The following is a 19,364-nucleotide window of genomic DNA, read 5'->3' on the forward strand; positions in this document are numbered from 1 at the left end:
GGCTTATCCGGTGTTCTGACGACCCCAGGTCATTCAAGAAGCGCGGCTTAGGCCCCGTTGCGCAAAAGCGGAAGCAACTGATCGCCTTGCCGCTTGATCTCGGAAAGATACGGCGTGTCCGAGAGCACGAAATGCGTGATGCCCAGATCCCGGTATCTGCCGAGCGAGCGGGCGACGTCGGCGGCCGAGCCGACCAGCCAGGTGGTGCCAGCGCCGCCGCCGCCATATTTGCCCGGCGCAGTATAGAGATTGTCGTCCAGCACCTCGCCGCGTGCGTGCAGATCGAGCAGACGCTGCTGGCCCACCGCTACCGCCCGACCGTGATCGTTCCAGCCGGCTCCCTGGCCCTTGGCCATCTCGTCGACCTTCGCTTCTGCATCCGCCCAGGCCTGCCCAGCGGTGTCGCGGACCAGCGTGGTGACCCGCAACCCGAACTCCAGAGGCGGGAGGTCTCGGTCGAGTTCCCTGCTCAAGGCTTTGAGCCGCTCGATCCGCTCCCGGACGCCGTCGAGCGGCTCACCCCAAAAGAGCTGGACATCCGCCTCGCTGGCCGACACCCGCTCCGCCGCCTCCGACGCGCCGCCGAAGTAGAGCTTGGGATGGCGACGATCGCCACGGACATGGATGCGGGGCATCACGGTAGAGCCAGTGACCTGGAAGTGCTCGCCCGCAAAGGTCACGTTCTCTTCAGTCCAAAGTCTGCGAACCAGGCGCATGAACTCTCTGGTACGGGCATAGCGATGTATCTGGTCACCTTCGCTGTCGCCATAAGCAGCGAGGTTGTCCTTGCCTGACACTATGTTGATACGCACGCGACCGGCGGTCAGCTGGTCGAGCGTGGCTACGGCGGATGCGAAGTGCGCCGGCCGCCAGTACCCCGGGCGGATCGCGATGAGCGGCTCGAAGGAGGTGGTCCGCGCGGCGAGCGAGGCCGCGACAGTAAAAGTGTCGGGCCGACCCCAGCCGGTACCGATCAGCGCGCCCTTCCAGCCGTATTCCTCAAGCGCCTTCGCGTGGCTGGTCAGCGTCTCCAGGCTGTTGTGGTCCTCGACGGCCGGCTCGCCGCGGTGACCGGGATCGACCTGGTTCGGGATGTACCAAAGAAACTCGGTATCAGCGCTCATTGTCGGGCCTGTATTTTGGCCGGGCATGAGGTCAATGGCAGGACCTTCCCCTCCGTTGTATTTTGATGACCATTCAATGGGTGGCCTCATGCAGCGCTGGCGCCTTGTGCGGCTGCGGTGCAAAGCGGCTTTCGGGTCTGGCAAGCCCGAGATGGTCGCGCAGCGTGCGCCCCTCATAGTCGGTGCGGAACAGGCCGCGCCGGCGCAGGATCGGCACCACCGTATCGACAAAGACCTCCAGTCCGGTCGGCAGCACGTCCGGCATCAGGTTGAAGCCGTCGGCGGCGCCGGCGACAAACCATCTTTCGATATCGTCGGCGATCTGCTCGGGCGTGCCGACGATGGTGCGGTGGCCGGTGCTGCCGTTCAGCGCCCGGATCAGCTGGCGAACGGTGAAATCGTTGCTGCGCGCGAGCGCGAGCGTGGCCTTGAAGAAGGTGTGGCCGCCATTGGGGGGCAGTTGAATCCCTTCTGGCAGCTTCTCGTCGAGCTTCAGCCGCTCGCGATCGATGCCGAGCACGCCGGACAGCCGGCCAAGGCTGTAGTCGAGCGGGATGCGGTCCCAGAGCTCTCCTTGCCGCCGCTCCGCTTCGGCCTCGGTGCTGCCGATGATGGTGGCTAGGCCGGCGAGGTTGAGCGGCACGCCGCCGGTGCGGCCATAGGCGACGGCACGCGCCTTAAGTTCCCGCGCATAGCCGAGCGCTTCCTCGAAAGACTGCGATGCGGAAAACACAGCTTCGGCGTGGCGGGCGGCGAGGTCCTTGCCGTCATCGGACCCGCCGGCCTGGACGACCACCGGATGCCCTTGCGGCGAACGCGGCACATTGTGCGGCCCGTGCACCGAGAAATGTGCGCCCTTGTGGTCGATGGCGTGAACCTTGGTGGCATCGACGAAGCGCCCGCTGGCGACATCACCGATGAAGGCATCGTCCTCCCAGCTGTCCCACAATGCCTTGACGATGTCAGCGAATTCCGCCGCCCGCTCGTAGCGCCGGCCATGATCGATGGCACCGTTGAGGCCGAAATTGCGGGCCGAGGCGGGATCGGCCGTGGTGACGATGTTCCAGCCGATGCGTCCGCCGCTGACATGGTCGAGCGTCGCGAAGCGCCTGGCGATATTGTAGGGCTCGTTGAAGCTGGTTGAAGCGGTGGCGATCAGGCCGATGCGCTCGGTTGCGGCGGCTACCGTCGCCAGCACGATGGTCGGCTCCAGCGACGTGATCGGACGATAGTCAATGCGGTCCGATATCGCCGCCTGGTCGGCAAGGAATACGGCGTCGAGCTTTGCGCGCTCTGCGATCTTCGCCACCTGCACATAGTGGTCAACGGTGAAGGCGGCATAGGGGTCGACGCCGTCCATCCGCCATGCCGCCGGCGAGAAGCCGGCATGCAGGATGTTGACGTTGAGATGGAGCTGCCGGCCGCTCATCGAAAGACGCCGGGCTCGGGATAAGCGCCGGTCAGATACCAGGTGCCGACAGTGCGGGTCTTGTATTCGGCAGGGTTGTGCAAGGTGTGAATGCGTGCGTTGCGCCAGAAGCGGTCGAAGCCGTATTTGCGCACTGCGGAGCGGGCACCCATCACCTCGAATATCTCGGTCGTGACTTCGAGCGCAACATCGCCTGCCAGCACATTGGCCGCGGCGACGGCAACCGCCGCCTCACCGCGTTCTTGCTCGGTCAGCGCCTTGCCGCGCGCGATCGCATGATCGATCGCCGCCGCCGCGCGATCGGCCAGCGCCGTCGCCGCCCGCGTCTTGACCCAGAGCTCGCCATACTGCCGCTTGATCCATGGATCGTCGATATGGCGCTCGACGCCGGAATACATCCACGGCCGCGAACTGTTGAGCGTATAATCTCGCGCCGCCAGCAGCGCGCCCTGGGCCGTGCCGACAAAGACATTGAGCAACACGCTCTGCTGCTGCAGCGGGCCGATGGTGCGGATTGGCAACGACGCGTCGACCCAACCGCGCACCAACTCGCTGTCGTGGATCCTGACGTCCTTGTAGGCGACCTTGCCGCTGCCGGTCTGCGTCTGGCCGATGCCGTCCCAGTCGTCGAGAACGGTGATGCCTTCGCGATTTGCGGGGATCGCCGCGAATTTCCTCTCGCCGCTGACCTCGTCTTCCCACGAGGTCGAAAGATAGTCGGCGACATGCGAGCCGGAGGCGAAGGGTTTGAAGCCGTTTACGATCGTCCACTCGCCATCTTTGCGGCCGAACAGCGTTTTGGAAAAACTGTTGCCGGTGTTGCCCCAGAACCAGTCGCCGGCAGCCGAACGCCGCAGCAGATCGGCTGAGCGCGGTTCGTCCGAATTGAGCCTGGCGGCGATCAGTGCGCTGAAATGGTAGCCGTAGATATGGCCGATCGAGCCGTCGACCTTGGCGAACTCGCGCCCGATCTTCAGCGCCGTCGAATAGGGTTCCCCGGCGCCACCGAATTCCTTGGGGATCACGATGGTGAGTAGGCCGCTTTGCTTGAGAAGACGTATCTGTTCGGTAGGCCTGCCGCCAAGCTGGTCGCGCTCGACCGCATCGCGGGCAAAGATGTCGCGCAGCTCGACCGCCTTGGCGATCCATGGATTGGACGTATCGGGATCGAAGGTCATCGTCTCACTCATGCAGCTGCGGGAAGCCGTGGCGCTCGGCAAGCAGTGCAAGAATGCGCCTGGTGTCATCGGCGAAGACCTTGCCCTTGGCCGTCGGCAAGTCGGCGGGCGGATTGCTGCCGATGATCAGCACCGGCAGCGACTGGTGCCGTTCGCCGAGCGCGTCGATCACCTTGCCTCTCGGCCTCGAAAACGGCACGCGCTCAACGTCGAGTCTGGCGGCGAGATCGGGAAAGGCTGCGAGCAATCCCTCAACCTGGTTGCAATAGGGGCAGACGAACGTCTGGCCCGGCTGATTTGGGTCGGCGAAACCCGGCTGGATGAGAAAGAGCGTGTCGCGCGCCATTGCCGGCCTATTCCGCAGCTGCCGCGGCATGCCGCGAAAAACGGTTTGCCGGTCGCTTCAGGCCGAGATTGTCGCGCAAGGTGCTGCCCTCATACTCGTCGCGGAAGAGGCCACGGCGGCGCAGTTCCGGCACCACCAGCTCGATGAAATCCTTCAGGCCGCCGGGCATGATCGGCGCCATGATGTTGAAGCCGTCGGCGCCGTAATTCTCGAACCGCTCTTCCATGGTGTCGGCGATCTGTTGCGGCGTGCCGACCACCTGCCAGTGGCCGCGGGCGCCGGCGATGCGCAGATAAAGCTGCCGGATCGTCAGGTTCTCGCGCCACGCCAGATCGATCACCAGCGCTTGCCGGCTCTTGCCGGCATTGGTCTCCGGCAAATCCGGCACCGGCCCGTCGAGCGGATAGGCGCTGAGGTCGAAGCCGCCGGCCAGCGCCGAGACCAGACCGAGGCCGACTTCCGGCTGGATGAGATCCTGCAGCTGTTCGAACTTCCCCCGCGCCTCGGCTTCAGTGCGGCCGACGACCGGGAAAATGCCTGGCAGGACTTTCAGGTCATCCTCCGAGCGGCCATATTTGCCGAGCCTGCCCTTGACGTCGGCATAGAAGGCGGTGGCTTCGTCGAGCGTGATCTGCGCGGCGAAAATCGCTTCCGCGGTACGAGCCGCCAGCTCTTTGCCCGGACCCGACGCGCCGGCCTGGACCACGACCGGACGACCTTGCGGCGTTCGCGGCGTGTTCAGGGGACCACGCACCTTGAAGTGCTGGCCCTTGTGGTTCAGCACATGCAGTTTGTCCTTGTCGAAATAGCGCCCGCTTGCTCTGTCGCGCGGGAAGGCGTCATCCTCCCAGCTGTCCCACAGGCCGAGCACGACATCGGCGAATTCCTCGGCGCGGTCGTAGCGCTCGCCATGCTGGATATGCGTCTCGTGACCGAAATTGAACGCTGCCTCCGGATCGGAAGAGGTGACCAGATTCCAGCCTGCGCGCCCGCCGCTCAGATGGTCGAGCGACGCGAACTGGCGGGCCAGATTGTAGGGATCGGAAAAACTGGTCGACGCCGTGGCGATGAGGCCGATGTTCCTGGTCACAGCCGACAGTGCCGACAGCAGCGTGATCGGCTCGAACGGATAGACGCCGCTATGCGCCTTGCGGCTGGCGGCCTCGAGGTTGCTCAGCCGCGCCGCGACGCCATCGGCAAAGAAGATCGCGTCGAATTTGGCCGCTTCCGCCAGCCGGGCAAGTTCGACGTAGTCGCCGAGGCTGGTCCCCTCGCCTGCCGCTGGATGGCGCCAGGCCGCCACATGGTGACCGGTGAAGAGCAGAAACGCTCCCAGCTTGAGCTTGTCCTTGCGCCTGGCCATTTTTTTCGCCTCCTCAGCGGTACAGTCCGCCGGCCGGGAATTCCCCGGTCAGCAACCAGGTGCCGATCGTGCGCTTCTTGTATTCGGCCGGATTGTGCAGCGTGTGCGTGCGCACGTTGCGCCAGAACCTGTCGTAGCCGTTGGCCTTGGTGGCTGAGCGGGCGCCCATCACCTCGAAAACCTCGCTCGACGCGTCGAGGCCGACTTGTCCGGCGTAGACATTGGCGGTGGCGAGATCGATCGCCGTCTGCCCGCGCTGCTCCAGGGTCAACGCCTCGCCCTGGCCATAGGCGGCATCGAGGCTGCATGCTGCTATATCGGCCAGTTCGGCCGCGGCGAGCGTGCGGATATAGAGGTCGCCATATTTGCGTTGCACGAACGGATCGTCGGTATGTTTCTCATAGCCGGAATAGACCCAGGGGCGCGATTGCGAGACCGTATAGTCCCGGCCTTCGCTCAGCGCTCCTTGCGCGCTGCCGACGAACAGGTTGAGCAGGACCGCCTGCTGGAACAGTGACGTCAGCGTCTGGAACGGCGTCAGCGGCACCGCGGGCGAGCCAATCAGTTCGTCGTCGCCGACATGCACGTCCTTGAACGTCACCTTGCCGCTGCCGGTCTGCCGCTGGCCGACACCATCCCAGTCATCCTCGATGACGATGCCCTCACGGTCAGCCGGGATCGCTGCCGCTAGTCTATCCTGGCCGTCCTCCCAGGCAACCTGGATGTAGTCTGCGATGTGGGAACCGGAGGAGAACGGCCGAAAGCCGCTCAGGATCCAGCCCGTGCCGTTGCGCCTGGCCGTCGACGTCTTCGACATGGCGTTGCCGGAATTGCCCCAGACCCAGTTCTCCCTTGCCGAGCGTGTCAGCAGCCGGTCCCTCTGCGCCTGCGTGCCACGGAACAGCACGCCATTGAGCGGCAGATGATGGTATCCGTAGAGATGGGCGAGCGAGCCGTCGGTGCGGGCGAATTCGCGCACGACGCGAAGCACCGACAGCCAGGGTGCGCCCTTGCCGCCATAGCGCTTGGGAATCTGCGCCGACGGCAAACCACTTTCCTTCAGCAGGCGGATCTGTTCGACGGGCCGGCCGCCGGCCTTGTCGCGCGCCACGGCATCCCGATCGAAGATTTCGCGCAGTTCGACCGCCGTGGCGACGAACGGGTCGGAAAGGTCAGGGCTGAAGGTCATCGGCGTTTGTCCATGGAAATGCGTCTATTCCGCCGCGATGGTCTGCGCCGGCCGCGAGACGGAAGCGGCATAGGCGTCTTCGCCGAACTCGGCCGGATGGCTCCCGGTTATGCGGCTCTCATGGCTGTCGAGATCGGCGAGGAAGAGATCGCGGCTGATGCGCGCGACAACGGCCGGCACATCGCGCCTGATCGACGGCACATCGCCGATCGGCAGGCCGAAACTGACAAAGCCGCCGGGATTGAAGACATGGATATTCCTCAGGAATGGCGCCTCCCCCGGCGCCTTCTCGAGAAATTCATGGCCGAGGCCGAGATAAGGATGGGCGCCGAAAAATTCATCCAGCTCTGCTTCCGGCGGCGCGTACTGGTCGCGCCATAGCCGGATGGTGGCGGCGAAATCGGCGAACTCAGGCTTGCGCGTCGGGTCGGCGAAATAGCCGGTGCCGGCGACGACGAAGTCGAACGCAAACGTCTCGCCTGCGATATCGGTGACGACCTTGCCGTCTTCGACATCCGCATTTGTCCAGGGGGCACCGAGATGGAGATGAAAATTCTGGTGCCGCACCGCCCGCTCCACCGCATCGAGCGGCGGCGTTGAACCGGCCTCGCGGAAGCGCAATGCCTGGCGCCAGCGCACCGCATCGGGCAGCCGAGGATAATTGTCATAGGCGCCGGGATAGCCGCGCACGCGGTTGATCGGCACACTGGCAATGCTGTTGCGGCGGGCAAAGAGACGCACCGATTTCGCGCCGGCCTCAAGGGCAGCTCCGGCCGCATCGAATGCCGAAGCCGCCGACCCGACGACAGCCATTGCCTTGCCCTTGAGCGAGGCAAAATCGATTGCCGCCGAACTGTGTGCGACAAGGCCCCGCGGCAAGGCGGCAAGTACCGCCGGTATCACTGGACCGCCGCTGCCGCCAAAGCCATTGGCCAGAATGATCTTGCGCGCCGTTTCGACCGATGGCGTGCCGTCGGCTTCGAGGTGGAGGCGAAAAAGCCCGCCGGCCGGCTCGATGCGAATGAGACGCGTGCCGTAACGGATGCCGATACCGAGGAACGCGCGATACCATTTCAGGTAGTTCGCCCAATCCGTCCGTGCGATGCGGTCGAATCCGGCATAGGCTTCCGCACCGTGGCGGGCTTCGTACCAGGACTGAAAGCTCAAGCCCGGCAAGCCGAGTTCCGGCCCCGGCAAGCCCTTTGGCGTTCGCAGCCGGTTCATCCGTGCATGAGTGAGCCAGATGCCGGCCTTGCTCTCATCCGGTGCCGCGTCGACGACAGTGACCTTGCCAATGCCGGCACGCCTCAACGCGAAGGCAAAGGTCGCCCCCGTCTGCCCACCGCCAACGATGAAGACATTGTGGTCGATGCCTTCCCGGTCCGGCACCCAGTTCTGCGGATCGGGGCCGATCAGCCGGAGCGTTTCCCGGGCGTGGTGATCTGGATCGGTCGGTAAGGCCATTTCGGTCCCGGCTGAAGTTGAGCCTCGTCAAACTCCGCCTCGGGCGGCAAACAGTCCAGAAATGTTCGCTTTGAGTGGCCGGTAGTTTTTTTCACTTGCATTGCAACGACGCGCTTTCACAGCCGACGAATGGGCGGTGCGTGTGGCCTCCCTGAAGCCGGAGCATCTTTTTCGATATTGCAGCGGGCGCAAGCGCACTGGTCATTTTTATTTCTTACGGCTCACGCGCAATACGCCGATGCAGTCGGGCATTGGTGTCGAGCACATCAGCGGCGTCGCGTGGTCAGCGGGATCAAGCTTAATCTTGGTCGACCGACATGTGTGGCGTCCGCCATCTGACAGACGGCAGGTCGCGGATACACCAGCAACGGTCCTCGCAGGATAGGACAGCGCAGCTATTCAACAGGCGTCCCAAGAGGCCCGTCGGCTACGCCATCGCAGGAACGAAAACAGAAGAGTAGCGGCACTTTCGTGTGCAGTTTTTGCACACGATCTCTCATAACATATTGATTTTATGTATTTGATCTGTCCCATCCATCACCGGACATTGCGGAGTATCCTGGTAGAGGTGGGCGGCAGACACGATTCGAACTCTGGCGCGACAAGTGAAATGACCGCCGTTCTCAAAGTTTGTCGGCCGATAGTTGGTGCGGGTGGTCGGGCTCGAACCGACACTCCTTTCGGAACTGGATTTTGAATCCAGCGCGTCTACCAGTTTCACCACACCCGCAAGGCGCTAACTCATTTACCTCTCAACGCTCTCATGCTGCACCTACGTAGAGGGTGGCAGTTCGAGAATTAAGCGGCCCTTAACTCCTAACCTATTGACCTCCAATCCTATTACCCTGCGGGCTGACGGTAGACGCATCCTGATTTTGAGTCGAGCGCGTCTACCAATTCCGCCATAGGGGCTCAGGCCGGGCGGCCTGGATGGGCGCGGACTATACGGTTGGAGGCCTGTTCGTCAACTGGCCAAATCCCAACATCTGGGCTCGCTCAAGCCTCAGCCTTTCGATTTCGTGAAGCAGCTGCCATTGTGCAGCGCGGAAAATCTTTCTAGAGAGGCGGCGCATGTCATTGAAGCGCACCTTGTCCGACGAGGTTGATGCGGGGCGCTTCCAAGTCTTGTTTGTACATGTCGTGATCCCAAGACCGCTTCTGGTTTGGGCGTGCATTAGGAGTGCCGATGCTTCGCGGACTTTACGACTGGACCTTGTCGCTGGCGGCGAGCAAATCCGCCGAATGGTGGCTGGCCTTCATCGCCTTCGTCGAGAGCTCGGTGTTCCTGGTGCCGGCCGACGTCCTCTATCTGCCGATGGCGCTGTCGCGGCCGGATCGCGCCTATCGTTACGCGCTGGTCGCCACCGTCGCCTCGGTGCTGGGCGGCATCGCCGGCTGGTTCATCGGCCATTATGCCTATGATGCGGTGGCGCGGCCGATCCTCGAATTTTATGGCAAATATGACGAGTTCGAGGCGATGCGCGTCTCATCGGGTGTCGGCTTCATCATCCTGATGCTGGTCACCTCCGGCCTCGCCCATCTGCCGCCGATCAAGGTTGTGACGATCCTGTCGGGGGTCATCGGTGTTCCTTTGCTGCTGTTCATCGTGCTGGCAATCGTGGCGCGCGGTGCTCGCTTCCTGTTTCTCGCGTGGCTCTTGCGCCGCTATGGCGAGCCGATCCGCCACTTCATCGAAAAGCGCCTCGGCCAGATTGCAGGCGCCGCCGCCGCCGCCCTGATTTTGCTCTATATCGTCGTCAAATACGCCGTCTGAACGGCATCGAACCGAATGGACTGAGCCCGATGACAGCGACCGTGAATGCCGATACCGGACGACAGCGGCTGCGCACCGCCCTGTTCCTTGCTGTCGCCATGGCCGCCACGGTCGGCTCGGCGCTGGCCTTCCAGTATCTCGGCGGCTACATCCCCTGCAAGCTCTGCCTCGAGCAGCGCACGCCTTACTACGTCGGCGTGCCCTTGATGCTGCTGGCGGTGCTTGCGTCGGCTCTTCAGGCGCCAGCCTGGGTAAGCCGTGGCCTGCTGGCTATTGGCGGCCTGCTGATGCTCTACGGCGTCTATCTCGGCGTTTATCACTCCGGCGTCGAATGGGCGTGGTGGCCAGGCCCGACCGATTGCACCGCAGCCGCCGGGCCGGTGGACACCGGCGGCAAGGGCGTGCTCGATGCGCTCGACAAATTCGTCCCGCCCTCCTGCGACAAGGCGGCGCTCCGCATCCTCGGCCTGTCGCTGGCCGGCTGGAACGCCATCGCCAGCTTTGTCCTGGCAGTCGTAGCCTTCCGCAGCGCCTTCGCCCGCGACTGATTTAGCGCGACACGAGATCATCCAAGAATTCGGCAGGCTGAGTCGGGTGGAGTGATTGCCGAGAACCGAAGCGGAGCGGACATTGGTCCGTGAGCATCGGAAGCGCAGAAAATCGCTTCAGACGGCCAGCCTCCCGAATTATCGGATGATCTCACGGCTCGAGTTCGACATCCCAGTACAGATAATCCATCCAGCTTTCGTGTAGATGGTTGGGCGGGAACAGCCGGCCGTTATTATGCAAATCATGCACCGTCGGCTGGTAGGGCTTCTGCAGCGGCCACATCTTGGCGTGGGCCGGCATCATGCCGCCCTTCCTCAGATTGCAGGGCGAGCAGGCAGCGACGACATTCTCCCAGGTCGTGGCGCCGCCGCGATGGCGAGGAATGACATGGTCGAACGTCAGATCGTCCGGCGTGCCGCAATATTGGCATTGGAAACGGTCACGCAGGAAGACGTTGAAACGGGTAAACGCCGGATGCCTCGACGGCTTCACGTAAGCCTTCAGGCTGACGACGCTCGGCAGCTTCATCGAAAAGGTCGGTGAAGAGACGGCGTGTTCGTATTCGGCGACGATGTTCACCCTCTCGAGGAACACCGCCTTGATGGCATCCTGCCAGGACCAGAGCGACAGGGGGTAATAGCTGAGCGGACGGTAATCCGCGTTCAGCACCAGCGCTGGAAGCCCATCCGGAGATACGGCAACCGTCACGTCGTTGACCTCCTTCACCCTAGAACCGGTCGGCGCGGATACTGTAAGCCCGACATGACAGGGATGTGAAGCGGATTGTCGATCATGCCGGGTCTCAAAAACGCATGATTTCAATGCTTTTTTGCGGATTCAGGCCGGAGGCGCGGCATCCCTGCCCTTCAATTCGCGATAATAAGCCCAGAAAAGCCGCGATGCGACACCGCGCCACGGGCTCCATGATTCGGCAAGCCGGATCAGCATTTTCTCCGGCGGACGCGGGTCGATGCCTAGTGCATGGCCGACCGCGCTCTGCAGTGCAACGTCGCGCGCCGGAAAGATGTCCGGGTGTCCGGCGGCAAACAAAAGGTAGACTTCAGCCGTCCACGGGCCGATCCCCGGCACCCTGGTCATGGCCGCGATCGCCTCGCTTGCATCGAGCCGGCAGAGGTGATCGAGGTCGAGCCCGTCGGCCACCGCCCGGGCGACGGCAAGCAGGCCGCGCTGCTTGGGTCGCGACAGCCCGGCCTCGCGAAAGATCACCTCGTCGGCGGCAAGTATCGCCTGCGGCGTCAGCGGATCGAGCAGTCTCGTCAGCCGGCCGAAGATGGCGTCGGCGCTCGCGCGGGACACTTGTTGCGAAACGACGATGGAAGCAAGGCTCCTGAACCCCGGCTCCGATAGCCTGAGCGGCACCTCGCCGGCCATGCCGCGCACTCTTTCCAGGCGTGGGTCGAGTAAGCATAGCCTATCCAGCCCTTGCGCAATGTCGTCGAGACTGGCGATGCGTTGCATGTCTGCTTGTTCCAAAATCAAAAGTGCCGCACGCTTCGTCACGTGTCCCTCTGGACGCACGACGCCACCGGCGCAAAGTAGCAATTGGCGAAAGCGCCACACAACCCGATTGCCGCCGGACAATGACACTGCTGACATTCCGCTTCGCGCCGAGCCCGAACGGCGAACTGCATCTCGGCCATGCCTATTCGGCGCTGCTCAATCAGAAATTGGCAAAGGCGACGGGCGGACGCCTGCTGCTGCGCATCGAGGATATCGACACGACACGCTGCACGCCGGAATTCGAGGCAGGCATTTTTCGCGACCTGAAATGGCTGAGGCTTGGCTGGGAGGAACCGGTGCGCCGCCAGTCCGAGCATTTTGCCGAATATCGGGCGATGCTCGAGCGGCTGATCGAGGAAGAACTTGTCTACCCGGCCTTCATGAGCAGAAGTGAGATCCGCGCCTTTATCGCCGACAGCGAGAAGCGTGGCCGCGACTGGCCGCGCGACCCGGACGGCGTGCCGCTCTATCCTGCCGCCGACAAGGCGTTGACGGCGAGCGAACGCAAGCGGCGCCAGGCCGAAAATGTGCCATTTGCCTGGCGGCTGGACGTCGATGCGGCAATAGCGCGCGCCGGCAAGGACCTGTCATGGGCCGAATACACGAACGAGACGCTCTCCGCGACGCGTCGTGTCGAAGCCCATCCGCAGGATTGGGGCGACGTGGTCGTGGCGCGCCGCGAAATCCCGACCAGCTATCACCTCGCCGTCACCATGGACGACGCGCTGCAGGGCGTCAGCCATGTCGTGCGCGGCCAGGATCTCTATTCCGCGACCAGCGTGCAGCGGCTGCTTCAGCAACTGCTTGGCCTGCCGCAGCCGGCCTATTTTCACCATCGCCTGATCCTCGGCCCGGACGGACGAAAGCTGTCGAAGAGTCTTGGCGATACCGGCCTTGCCGCCCAGCGTAAGACGGGCGCATCGCCGGACGATGTGAGGCGGCTGGTCGGTCTCTAGCGGCGCCAAAGGCATTCCTTGAATGGAATTGAGCCTATGGATCAACGGTTTGGTTTTGCCTTCCGCTCGGAACGGCATTAGAGCAAGCGCGACAATCAGTCCTCACCGACGCGTGGCCTCCGGAAAAATGCACAGCCTCAAGCGGTTCATCCCCGCCTCTTTCGTCGTCCTGTGGGCGACCGGCTTCATCGGCGCGCGCTATGCCATGCCGTGGGCGGAGCCCTTTACTTTCCTGGCCGCGCGCTTTGTCCTGGCCGCAATCCTGCTTGTCGCTTTGATGGCCGCACTTGGTTCGAGCCGCGCCACCCGCGACGAGGCGCTGCACGCGACCGGCGCCGGCATCCTGATGCATGGCGTCTATCTCGGCGGCGTGTTCTGGGCCATCCACCGGGGCATGCCCGCTGGGCTTTCAGCCCTGATCGTCGGCCTGCAGCCGCTGATCACGGCAGTGCTCGCCGGCAGGCTTCTCGGCGAGGCCATCCTGCCGCGCCACTGGGCCGGTCTCGGCCTCGGGCTGATCGGTGTGGTGATCGTGCTCTGGCCGAAGCTCGGCGCGCTCGGCGGCGGGGTGACGGCCGAAACACTGGGCGCCTCACTTGTCTCGGTGCTCGGCATGAGCGCCGGCACGATCTGGCAGAAGCGCTTTGCTTCCGGCGGCGATCTGGTGGCTGCCACGTTCTGGCAATATGTCGGCGGCGCATCTGTAATGGCCTTGGCCTCGCTAGCCTTCGAGACGCGAACGGTCATCGTCAATGGCGAACTGATCTTCGCCATGGCCTGGCTCGTGCTGGTGCTGTCGATCGGCGCCATCTTCCTGTTGATGGTGATGATCCGCGACGGCGAAATGTCGAAGGTCGCCTCGCTGTTTTACCTCGTGCCGGCCGTCACCGCGGTCATCGCCTGGGCATTGTTCGGTGAGCACTTGAGCCCGCTCCAGATCGCCGGCATGGCGATCGCGACGCTCGGCGTCGGGCTGGCGACGGCTCAGCCGCCGACGCGGGCACGCGCCTCTAAATAGCGGCTGATCGCGGCGTTGAGCTCGCCACCGAGGATGAAGATCGCTGATACGATGTAGAGGAAGACGACGGCGATCATGATCGAGGCGAGGCCGGCATAGGTCGTCACATAGGACGAGAAATGATCGAGATAGGCGGCGAAGATGGTCGACCCGATGAGCCAGCCGACCAGCGTGAAGATGATGCCAGGCACGATCGAAACGAAGCGGCGCTTGCCGGCCGGCAACCAGAAATGCACGGCGAACAGGCCGCCGATGATGACGACCGAGGCGATGACGTAACGCCACAGCGTGATCGTGCCCATGTAGGGCTTTATCCATTCGAAATGCGACTCGGCCAGCCGTGCCAGCAACGGCGCGAAGACCAACAGCACGCTGATGGCCAAAAACCCGGCCGTCGCGATCAGCACGAAGATGATGCTCTGCACCCGCCGGTAGATGATGCCGCGCGTTTCCGAGACACGATAGGCCCGGTTGAGCGAGGTGCGCAGCGCCTCGATGCCGTTCGAGGCGAAATATCCGGCAAGCACGATACCGTAGGTCAACAGGTCACTGCGCCGGACGGTAAGCACGTTGAGCACCTCGCGCGCGATCGGTTTGGCGATCTGCTCGGGCCATGTGTCGAACACAAGGTGCACGGCGGTGTCGGCGAAAGCCTGCGCGCCGAAAAAACTCGCCAGCGTCGTAGCGAAGATCAGGAAAGGAAAAAGCGCCATCAGCGCGGTGATCGCCAGATGGCTGGCCATTGCCCAGCCGTCGTCGGTGTTGAAATGGCCGAGCGCGTCGTAGAGGACGCGTTTGAGGGCTACGATCTTCCGCAACAAGAACCGCGTTCCCTTCGATTGTCCCGACGCCGCGAATATGGGAAGGGTTTGCGGTAAATGACAACCCTAGGTCAAACCACCATTCCTCCCGGAGAAGAGTTGCGCACCATCATTGTCACAGGTGCCTCTTCCGGCATAGGCGCCTATTGCGCCCATGCTCTTAAGAGGGAAGGCTGGCGGGTGTTCGCAACGGCCCGAAAGCCCGAAGATATCGCCGCGCTCGAGGCCGACGGCATCGAGGCCTTTTATCTGGACTACACCGAGCCCGGATCGATCGAGGCGCTGGTGGCGTCGGTGCTGGAACGGACCGGCGGCCGGCTCGGTGCGCTCTTCAACAATGGCGCCTACGGACAACCCGGCGCCGTCGAGGACCTGCCGGTCGAGGCTTTACGGCAGCAGTTCGAAGCCAATGTCTTTGGCTGGCATGATCTCACTCGCCGCGTCGTACCGGTGATGCGCCGTCAGGGCCATGGTCGTCTCGTTCATTGCTCATCGATCCTCGGCCTCGCGCCGGTGCCTTTTCGCGGCGCCTACTCGGCATCGAAGCACGCTATCGAAGGGCTGATGCTGTCCCTCTATCAAGAACTCCGGGGTAGCGGCATCCATGTTTCGCTGATCGAGCCGGGGCCGGTGAAATCGAAGATCGCCAGCAACAGCCTTGCGTGGTTCCTGGCAAATATCGATCACGAGAATTCCGTTCATCGCCTTGCCTATGCGGCGCAACTCAAACGGCTGCGGGCCGGCGGCAGCACATCGCGGCTGAAGCCCGGGGCGGAGGTGGTTTATGCCGCCTTGCGCCATGCGCTTCTGTCGCGGCGCCCGCGCCCGCATTATGTGGTAACAGTGCCGGCCAGGATCGGTGTGATCCTTAAACGCATCCTGCCGGCTTCTGCACTCTACTGTCTGCTCGCCAAACGCGCCTGAACGCAATTCAACTGGAACACACCATGGCAACCGTCTTCAACATCCTCGCCGTTCTTGTCATGGTCGCAGTGGTGATCGTGCTGATCCGCGGCCTCATCAACATGATGCGCGGCGGCTCCAGCATGACCTCCAACAAGCTGATGCAGACGCGCGTGCTCTTGCAGTTCGTGGCCTTGGTGCTGATCATGCTGGCGGTGTATTTCACCCGTAAGTGACGCAGCACCAGCCGGGAGGTACCCCGTGGTCAAACTCAACAAGATCTACACCCGCACTGGCGACGATGGCACCACCGGTCTCGGCTCCGGCGAGCGGCGGCTGAAATCCGACCTTCGCATCGACGCCTACGGCACGGTCGACGAGGCCAATGCCTGCATCGGCATGGCCCGCATTCATACCGCGGCAGTAAATCCGGCGATCGATGCGATGCTCGGCCGCATCCAGAACGACCTTTTCGACCTCGGCGCCGATCTGGCAGTCCCCGATAATGGCAAGCCGCTCGACTACGAGCCGTTGCGCATCATCGCCTCGCAGACCGACCGCATCGAACAGGATATCGATCTCCTCAACAAGGACCTTGAGCCGCTCAAATCCTTCGTGCTCAACGGCGGTACGCCGGCAGCGGCTGCCCTTCACCTCGCCCGCACGGTGGCCCGCCGCGCCGAGCGCGTCATGGTTGCGCTGTCGCAAGATCCAGACGAGCACGTCAACCGCGAGGCGATAAGATACATCAACCGTGTCTCGGACTTTCTGTTCGTCGCCGCACGCGCGGTCAATGACAACGGAAATGCCGACGTGCTATGGGTTCCCGGCAAGAACCGCTGAATCTGCCGGAACCGGGAGAGGCCTGATGTTTATCCCGCTTTATGACACCAACCGGCTGCGGCACATCAAGCTGCAATATGTGACGATCAGCCTGATCGCGCTCAACGTGCTGATCTACTTTGTCACCACATTGGGCGGCGAGGATTTCGCCAACGCCGCGGTGATGGGCCTCGGTTTCATCCCGTCGGTTGTGCATGACAGCGTCGAGCTCGCTCCGCAATTTGTCGTCATTCCGGAGAGCCTGAGCTATCTGACCTATTCCTTCCTGCACGCGGATATCTTCCACCTCGGCGGCAACATGCTGTTCCTGTGGGTGTTCGGCGACAATGTCGAGGATGCACTTGGCCATGTCCGCTACCTCGTCTTCTACCTGCTTTGCGCCATCGCCGGCGCTTTCCTCCAGGGTCTGGTTGCCTGGGATTCGCGGGTGCCGCTGATTGGCGCGTCGGGCGCCATCGCCGGTGTGGTCGCCGCCTATCTGATCCTATATCCGCGGGTGAAGGTATGGGTGCTGGTCTTCGCGCGCATCCCGTTGCGCATCCCGGCGTTCATCCCGCTGATCCTGTGGATCCTGTTCCAGATCTTCATGTTCTCCCAGGGGGGCGAGGATCAGGTTTCCTGGGCCTGCCATATCGGCGGCATCATCGCTGGAGCCGTGCTGGTGCTTGTCTTGCGCAGCCGCGGCGTACCGCTACTCGCCGGCGCAGACGAGGAGCCAGCCGTGGTCGCCGGTCCGGCGCCCGTAGCCGGGGAGCCGGCGCCAAGCGACCCACAACCTGCGCAGCCGGCGCCGCGCTGGGGCCGGGGAAGCGTTTCCGGTCCGGACTGAACCGATTTGAGTGCTTCGCAGAGGATCCGAGTGCGCCCCGGATATTGACGCGCGGGGTCGCCGCAACTACGGAAGCGCCACCCTACTGGCGTGGCGAAGACCAGAATTCCGTCCGGAATGTCGGCTTTCGACAACTATGAAGAGGTGCACGCTGCTATAGCGCGCCCGACGAGCGTGAAGAGACTATCGTGAAAGAGGTGACAGGCAAATGAAGATCCTTGTGCCCGTGAAGCGGGTTGTGGATGCGAACGTCAAGGTCCGGGTGAAGGCGGACGGTTCGGCGGTGGAACTCGCCAACGTCAAGATGGCGATGAACCCGTTCGACGAGATCGCGGTCGAAGAGGCGATCCGGCTGAAGGAAGCTGGCAAGGCCGAAGAGATCATCGTCGTGTCGATCGGGCCGCAGCAGGCACAGGAGACCTTGCGCACGGCGCTCGCCATGGGCGCCGACCGCGCCATCCTGGTCAAGACCGACGAGCAGACTGAGCCGCTGGGCGTCGCCAAGGTGCTGAAGGGCGTCGTCGAGGCAGAACAGCCCGGCCTTGTCATTCTCGGCAAGCAGGCGATCGACGACGATTCCAACCAGACCGGCCAGATGCTGGCCGCACTTCTCGGCTGGGCGCAGGGCACCTTCGCCTCCAAGATCGTGCTCGACGGTGACAAGGCCACGGTGACGCGCGAGGTCGATGGCGGCCTGCAGACGCTGGAACTGAAGATGCCGGCGATCGTCACGGCCGATTTGCGGCTGAACCAGCCACGCTACGCGTCTCTGCCCAACATCATGAAGGCCAAGAAGAAGCCGCTCGACGAGAAGAGCCCTGCCGATTACGGCGCCGACGTCAAGCCGCGGCTTAAAGTGCTCAAGACCGAGGAGCCGGGCGGCCGCAAGGCGGGCGTCAAGGTCAAGAGCGTCGCCGAACTGGTAGACAAGCTGAAGAACGAAGCCGGCGTGCTCTAAGGAAATCCGATGAGGCCCGGCCTGCAAACGGCCGGTTTCTCCGCTTCCGGTGCTCACGTACTGAAGTACGCTCCGCTCCGGTTCTCGAAACCAACCGTTTTCGACTCGGCCTGACCGGATTTCAGGAGCCTCGAAGACGAAAGTCAGGAAAACATCATGGCTATTCTTCTGATTGCCGAACACGACAACGCTGCGCTTTCCGACCAGACCGCCAAGGCGCTTTCGGCGGCGCTGCAGATCGGTTCGGACGTGCATGTGCTGGTTGCCGGCAAAGGTGCCAAGCCGGCAGCGGACGCCGCCGCCAAGCTCAAGGGCGTCACCAAGGTGCTGCTCGCCGACGCCGACGAACTGACCGAGCGTCTCGCCGAACCGCTGGCGGCACTCGTCGTTTCGCTTGCTGAGCCATACGAGACGATCATCGCGCCGGCGACCTCGTCGGGCAAGAACGTCGCGCCCCGCGTGGCGGCGCTGCTCGATGTCGCCCAGATATCTGAAATCATCGAAGTCGTGTCGCCCGACACCTTCAAGCGGCCGATCTATGCCGGCAACGCCATCCAGACGGTGCAGTCCAGTGACGCCAAGAAGGTCATCACGGTGCGTACCGCTTCCTTCCAGGCAGCGCCCGAGGGCGGTTCCGCGCCGGTCGAGACGGTCCAGGCGGCGGCCAATCCCGGCCTGTCGAGCTTTGTCGAGAACAAGCTCTCCGAGACCGACCGTCCAGAGCTGACCTCGGCCAAGATCATCATCTCGGGCGGCCGTGCGCTGGGCTCCTCCGAGAAGTTCCAGGAGGTCATCCTGCCGGTCGCCGACAAGCTCGGTGCGGCGGTTGGCGCATCTCGCGCCGCCGTCGATGCCGGCTATGCGCCGAACGACTGGCAGGTCGGCCAGACCGGCAAGGTGGTAGCGCCCGACCTTTATATTGCCGTCGGCATCTCCGGTGCCATCCAGCACCTTGCCGGCATGAAGGATTCGAAGGTGATCGTTGCCATCAACAAGGACGAGGAAGCGCCGATCTTCCAGGTCGCCGACTACGGTCTCGTCGGCGATCTCTTCGTCATTCTGCCGGAACTGCAAAAGGCGCTTTGACGCCTTCTGCCAA

The 19,364-nt window shown here is 63.3% G+C and carries 20 protein-coding genes and 1 tRNA gene; 10 read left to right on the forward strand and 11 right to left on the reverse strand.

What is annotated here, in order from left to right:
- Positions 1–47 precede the first annotated feature (47 nt).
- The 8 genes from NKH30_RS25830 to NKH30_RS25865 all read right to left on the reverse strand — a co-directional run bounded on the left by NKH30_RS25830 (position 48) and on the right by NKH30_RS25865 (position 8,823).
- A complete protein-coding gene (locus NKH30_RS25830; protein WP_352768035.1) occupies positions 48–1,124 on the reverse strand; it encodes an LLM class flavin-dependent oxidoreductase in 1,077 nt (358 codons plus the stop codon).
- A 73-nt stretch (positions 1,125–1,197) separates the two neighbouring features.
- Positions 1,198–2,553, reverse strand: coding sequence for an LLM class flavin-dependent oxidoreductase (locus NKH30_RS25835; RefSeq protein WP_352683050.1), 1,356 nt, complete (start codon positions 2,551–2,553; stop codon positions 1,198–1,200).
- A complete protein-coding gene (locus NKH30_RS25840) occupies positions 2,550–3,731 on the reverse strand; it encodes an acyl-CoA dehydrogenase family protein (protein ID WP_352616976.1) in 1,182 nt (393 codons plus the stop codon). The genes NKH30_RS25835 and NKH30_RS25840 overlap by 4 nt, the downstream gene beginning before the upstream one ends.
- A gap of 4 nt (positions 3,732–3,735) precedes the next feature.
- The gene (locus tag NKH30_RS25845; RefSeq protein WP_352540173.1) at positions 3,736–4,077 is read right to left on the reverse strand and encodes a DUF3088 domain-containing protein; all 342 of its coding nucleotides are present in this window, start codon (positions 4,075–4,077) and stop codon (positions 3,736–3,738) included.
- Positions 4,078–4,084: 7 nt separating this feature from the next.
- Complete coding sequence (locus NKH30_RS25850) at positions 4,085–5,440, reverse strand: LLM class flavin-dependent oxidoreductase (RefSeq protein ID WP_352471376.1); 1,356 nt, start codon at positions 5,438–5,440, stop codon at positions 4,085–4,087.
- 13 nt (positions 5,441–5,453) lie between these two features.
- Positions 5,454–6,629 carry an acyl-CoA dehydrogenase family protein gene (locus NKH30_RS25855; protein ID WP_352540175.1) on the reverse strand — a complete coding sequence of 392 codons (1,176 nt, stop codon included), beginning with the start codon at positions 6,627–6,629 and terminating at the stop codon, positions 5,454–5,456.
- Between the two features lie 24 nt (positions 6,630–6,653).
- Complete coding sequence (locus tag NKH30_RS25860) at positions 6,654–8,093, reverse strand: FAD-dependent oxidoreductase (protein WP_352768041.1); 1,440 nt, start codon at positions 8,091–8,093, stop codon at positions 6,654–6,656.
- 645 nt (positions 8,094–8,738) lie between these two features.
- A tRNA-Leu gene (locus tag NKH30_RS25865) sits at positions 8,739–8,823 on the reverse strand.
- A gap of 456 nt (positions 8,824–9,279) precedes the next feature.
- Here NKH30_RS25865 and NKH30_RS25870 point away from each other — a divergent pair.
- The gene (locus NKH30_RS25870) at positions 9,280–9,867 is read left to right on the forward strand and encodes a YqaA family protein (protein WP_023677958.1); all 588 of its coding nucleotides are present in this window, start codon (positions 9,280–9,282) and stop codon (positions 9,865–9,867) included.
- Positions 9,868–9,896: 29 nt separating this feature from the next.
- Positions 9,897–10,415, forward strand: a complete 519-nt coding sequence (locus tag NKH30_RS25875) for a disulfide bond formation protein B (protein ID WP_352768045.1) — start codon at positions 9,897–9,899, stop codon at positions 10,413–10,415.
- Positions 10,416–10,566: 151 nt separating this feature from the next.
- Here the strand turns inward: NKH30_RS25875 and NKH30_RS25880 are convergent, their stop codons facing one another.
- Entirely contained in the window at positions 10,567–11,124 is a 558-nt protein-coding gene (locus tag NKH30_RS25880) for an HNH endonuclease (RefSeq protein WP_023677956.1), read from the reverse strand.
- Between the two features lie 129 nt (positions 11,125–11,253).
- Entirely contained in the window at positions 11,254–11,895 is a 642-nt protein-coding gene (locus NKH30_RS25885) for a DNA-3-methyladenine glycosylase family protein (RefSeq protein ID WP_352471385.1), read from the reverse strand.
- A gap of 122 nt (positions 11,896–12,017) precedes the next feature.
- Here NKH30_RS25885 and gluQRS point away from each other — a divergent pair, with 122 nt between their 5' ends.
- Together gluQRS and NKH30_RS25895 are read left to right on the forward strand one after the other, a co-directional pair.
- A complete protein-coding gene (gene gluQRS, locus NKH30_RS25890) occupies positions 12,018–12,893 on the forward strand; it encodes a tRNA glutamyl-Q(34) synthetase GluQRS (protein ID WP_352768048.1) in 876 nt (291 codons plus the stop codon).
- A gap of 127 nt (positions 12,894–13,020) precedes the next feature.
- The gene (locus NKH30_RS25895) at positions 13,021–13,911 is read left to right on the forward strand and encodes a DMT family transporter (RefSeq protein WP_352471389.1); all 891 of its coding nucleotides are present in this window, start codon (positions 13,021–13,023) and stop codon (positions 13,909–13,911) included.
- Here the strand turns inward: NKH30_RS25895 and NKH30_RS25900 are convergent.
- Entirely contained in the window at positions 13,878–14,732 is an 855-nt protein-coding gene (locus NKH30_RS25900; protein WP_292656768.1) for a YihY/virulence factor BrkB family protein, read from the reverse strand. The genes NKH30_RS25895 and NKH30_RS25900 overlap by 34 nt on opposite strands.
- 57 nt (positions 14,733–14,789) lie before the next feature.
- Between NKH30_RS25900 and NKH30_RS25905 the strand changes: the two genes are divergently transcribed.
- The 6 genes from NKH30_RS25905 to NKH30_RS25930 all read left to right on the forward strand — a co-directional run bounded on the left by NKH30_RS25905 (position 14,790) and on the right by NKH30_RS25930 (position 19,351).
- Positions 14,790–15,656 carry an SDR family oxidoreductase gene (locus tag NKH30_RS25905; protein ID WP_352768051.1) on the forward strand — a complete coding sequence of 289 codons (867 nt, stop codon included), beginning with the start codon at positions 14,790–14,792 and terminating at the stop codon, positions 15,654–15,656.
- 23 nt (positions 15,657–15,679) lie between these two features.
- Positions 15,680–15,871 (forward strand): twin transmembrane helix small protein, encoded by a 192-nt coding sequence (locus NKH30_RS25910; RefSeq protein ID WP_023677950.1) that lies wholly within the window; start codon positions 15,680–15,682, stop codon positions 15,869–15,871.
- Between the two features lie 25 nt (positions 15,872–15,896).
- Positions 15,897–16,478 carry a cob(I)yrinic acid a,c-diamide adenosyltransferase gene (locus NKH30_RS25915; RefSeq protein WP_352621660.1) on the forward strand — a complete coding sequence of 194 codons (582 nt, stop codon included), beginning with the start codon at positions 15,897–15,899 and terminating at the stop codon, positions 16,476–16,478.
- A 25-nt stretch (positions 16,479–16,503) separates the two neighbouring features.
- Positions 16,504–17,307, forward strand: coding sequence for a rhomboid family intramembrane serine protease (locus NKH30_RS25920; protein ID WP_352540182.1), 804 nt, complete (start codon positions 16,504–16,506; stop codon positions 17,305–17,307).
- 208 nt (positions 17,308–17,515) lie between these two features.
- Complete coding sequence (locus tag NKH30_RS25925; RefSeq protein WP_352615988.1) at positions 17,516–18,265, forward strand: electron transfer flavoprotein subunit beta/FixA family protein; 750 nt, start codon at positions 17,516–17,518, stop codon at positions 18,263–18,265.
- A gap of 156 nt (positions 18,266–18,421) precedes the next feature.
- On the forward strand, positions 18,422–19,351 hold the full coding sequence (locus NKH30_RS25930) for an electron transfer flavoprotein subunit alpha/FixB family protein (RefSeq protein ID WP_023677946.1): 930 nt from the start codon (positions 18,422–18,424) through the stop codon (positions 19,349–19,351).
- The last annotated feature ends 13 nt before the right edge of the window (positions 19,352–19,364 follow it).

The organism is Mesorhizobium sp. M1273, from assembly GCF_040318195.1.
Lineage (GTDB): Bacteria > Pseudomonadota > Alphaproteobacteria > Rhizobiales > Rhizobiaceae > Mesorhizobium.

Coding starts and splice junctions, on each gene's coding strand:
- NKH30_RS25830 (WP_352768035.1), bottom strand. CDS start 1,124: ATGAGCGCTGATACCGAGTTTCTTTGGTACATCCCGAACCAGGTCGAT.
- NKH30_RS25835 (WP_352683050.1), bottom strand. CDS start 2,553: ATGAGCGGCCGGCAGCTCCATCTCAACGTCAACATCCTGCATGCCGGC.
- NKH30_RS25840 (WP_352616976.1), bottom strand. CDS start 3,731: ATGACCTTCGATCCCGATACGTCCAATCCATGGATCGCCAAGGCGGTC.
- NKH30_RS25845 (WP_352540173.1), bottom strand. CDS start 4,077: ATGGCGCGCGACACGCTCTTTCTCATCCAGCCGGGTTTCGCCGACCCA.
- NKH30_RS25850 (WP_352471376.1), bottom strand. CDS start 5,440: ATGGCCAGGCGCAAGGACAAGCTCAAGCTGGGAGCGTTTCTGCTCTTC.
- NKH30_RS25855 (WP_352540175.1), bottom strand. CDS start 6,629: ATGACCTTCAGCCCTGACCTTTCCGACCCGTTCGTCGCCACGGCGGTC.
- NKH30_RS25860 (WP_352768041.1), bottom strand. CDS start 8,093: ATGGCCTTACCGACCGATCCAGATCACCACGCCCGGGAAACGCTCCGG.
- NKH30_RS25870 (WP_023677958.1), top strand. CDS start 9,280: ATGCTTCGCGGACTTTACGACTGGACCTTGTCGCTGGCGGCGAGCAAA.
- NKH30_RS25875 (WP_352768045.1), top strand. CDS start 9,897: ATGACAGCGACCGTGAATGCCGATACCGGACGACAGCGGCTGCGCACC.
- NKH30_RS25885 (WP_352471385.1), bottom strand. CDS start 11,895: ATGCAACGCATCGCCAGTCTCGACGACATTGCGCAAGGGCTGGATAGG.
- gluQRS (WP_352768048.1), top strand. CDS start 12,018: ATGACACTGCTGACATTCCGCTTCGCGCCGAGCCCGAACGGCGAACTG.
- NKH30_RS25895 (WP_352471389.1), top strand. CDS start 13,021: ATGCACAGCCTCAAGCGGTTCATCCCCGCCTCTTTCGTCGTCCTGTGG.
- NKH30_RS25905 (WP_352768051.1), top strand. CDS start 14,790: ATGACAACCCTAGGTCAAACCACCATTCCTCCCGGAGAAGAGTTGCGC.
- NKH30_RS25910 (WP_023677950.1), top strand. CDS start 15,680: ATGGCAACCGTCTTCAACATCCTCGCCGTTCTTGTCATGGTCGCAGTG.
- NKH30_RS25920 (WP_352540182.1), top strand. CDS start 16,504: ATGTTTATCCCGCTTTATGACACCAACCGGCTGCGGCACATCAAGCTG.
- NKH30_RS25925 (WP_352615988.1), top strand. CDS start 17,516: ATGAAGATCCTTGTGCCCGTGAAGCGGGTTGTGGATGCGAACGTCAAG.
- NKH30_RS25930 (WP_023677946.1), top strand. CDS start 18,422: ATGGCTATTCTTCTGATTGCCGAACACGACAACGCTGCGCTTTCCGAC.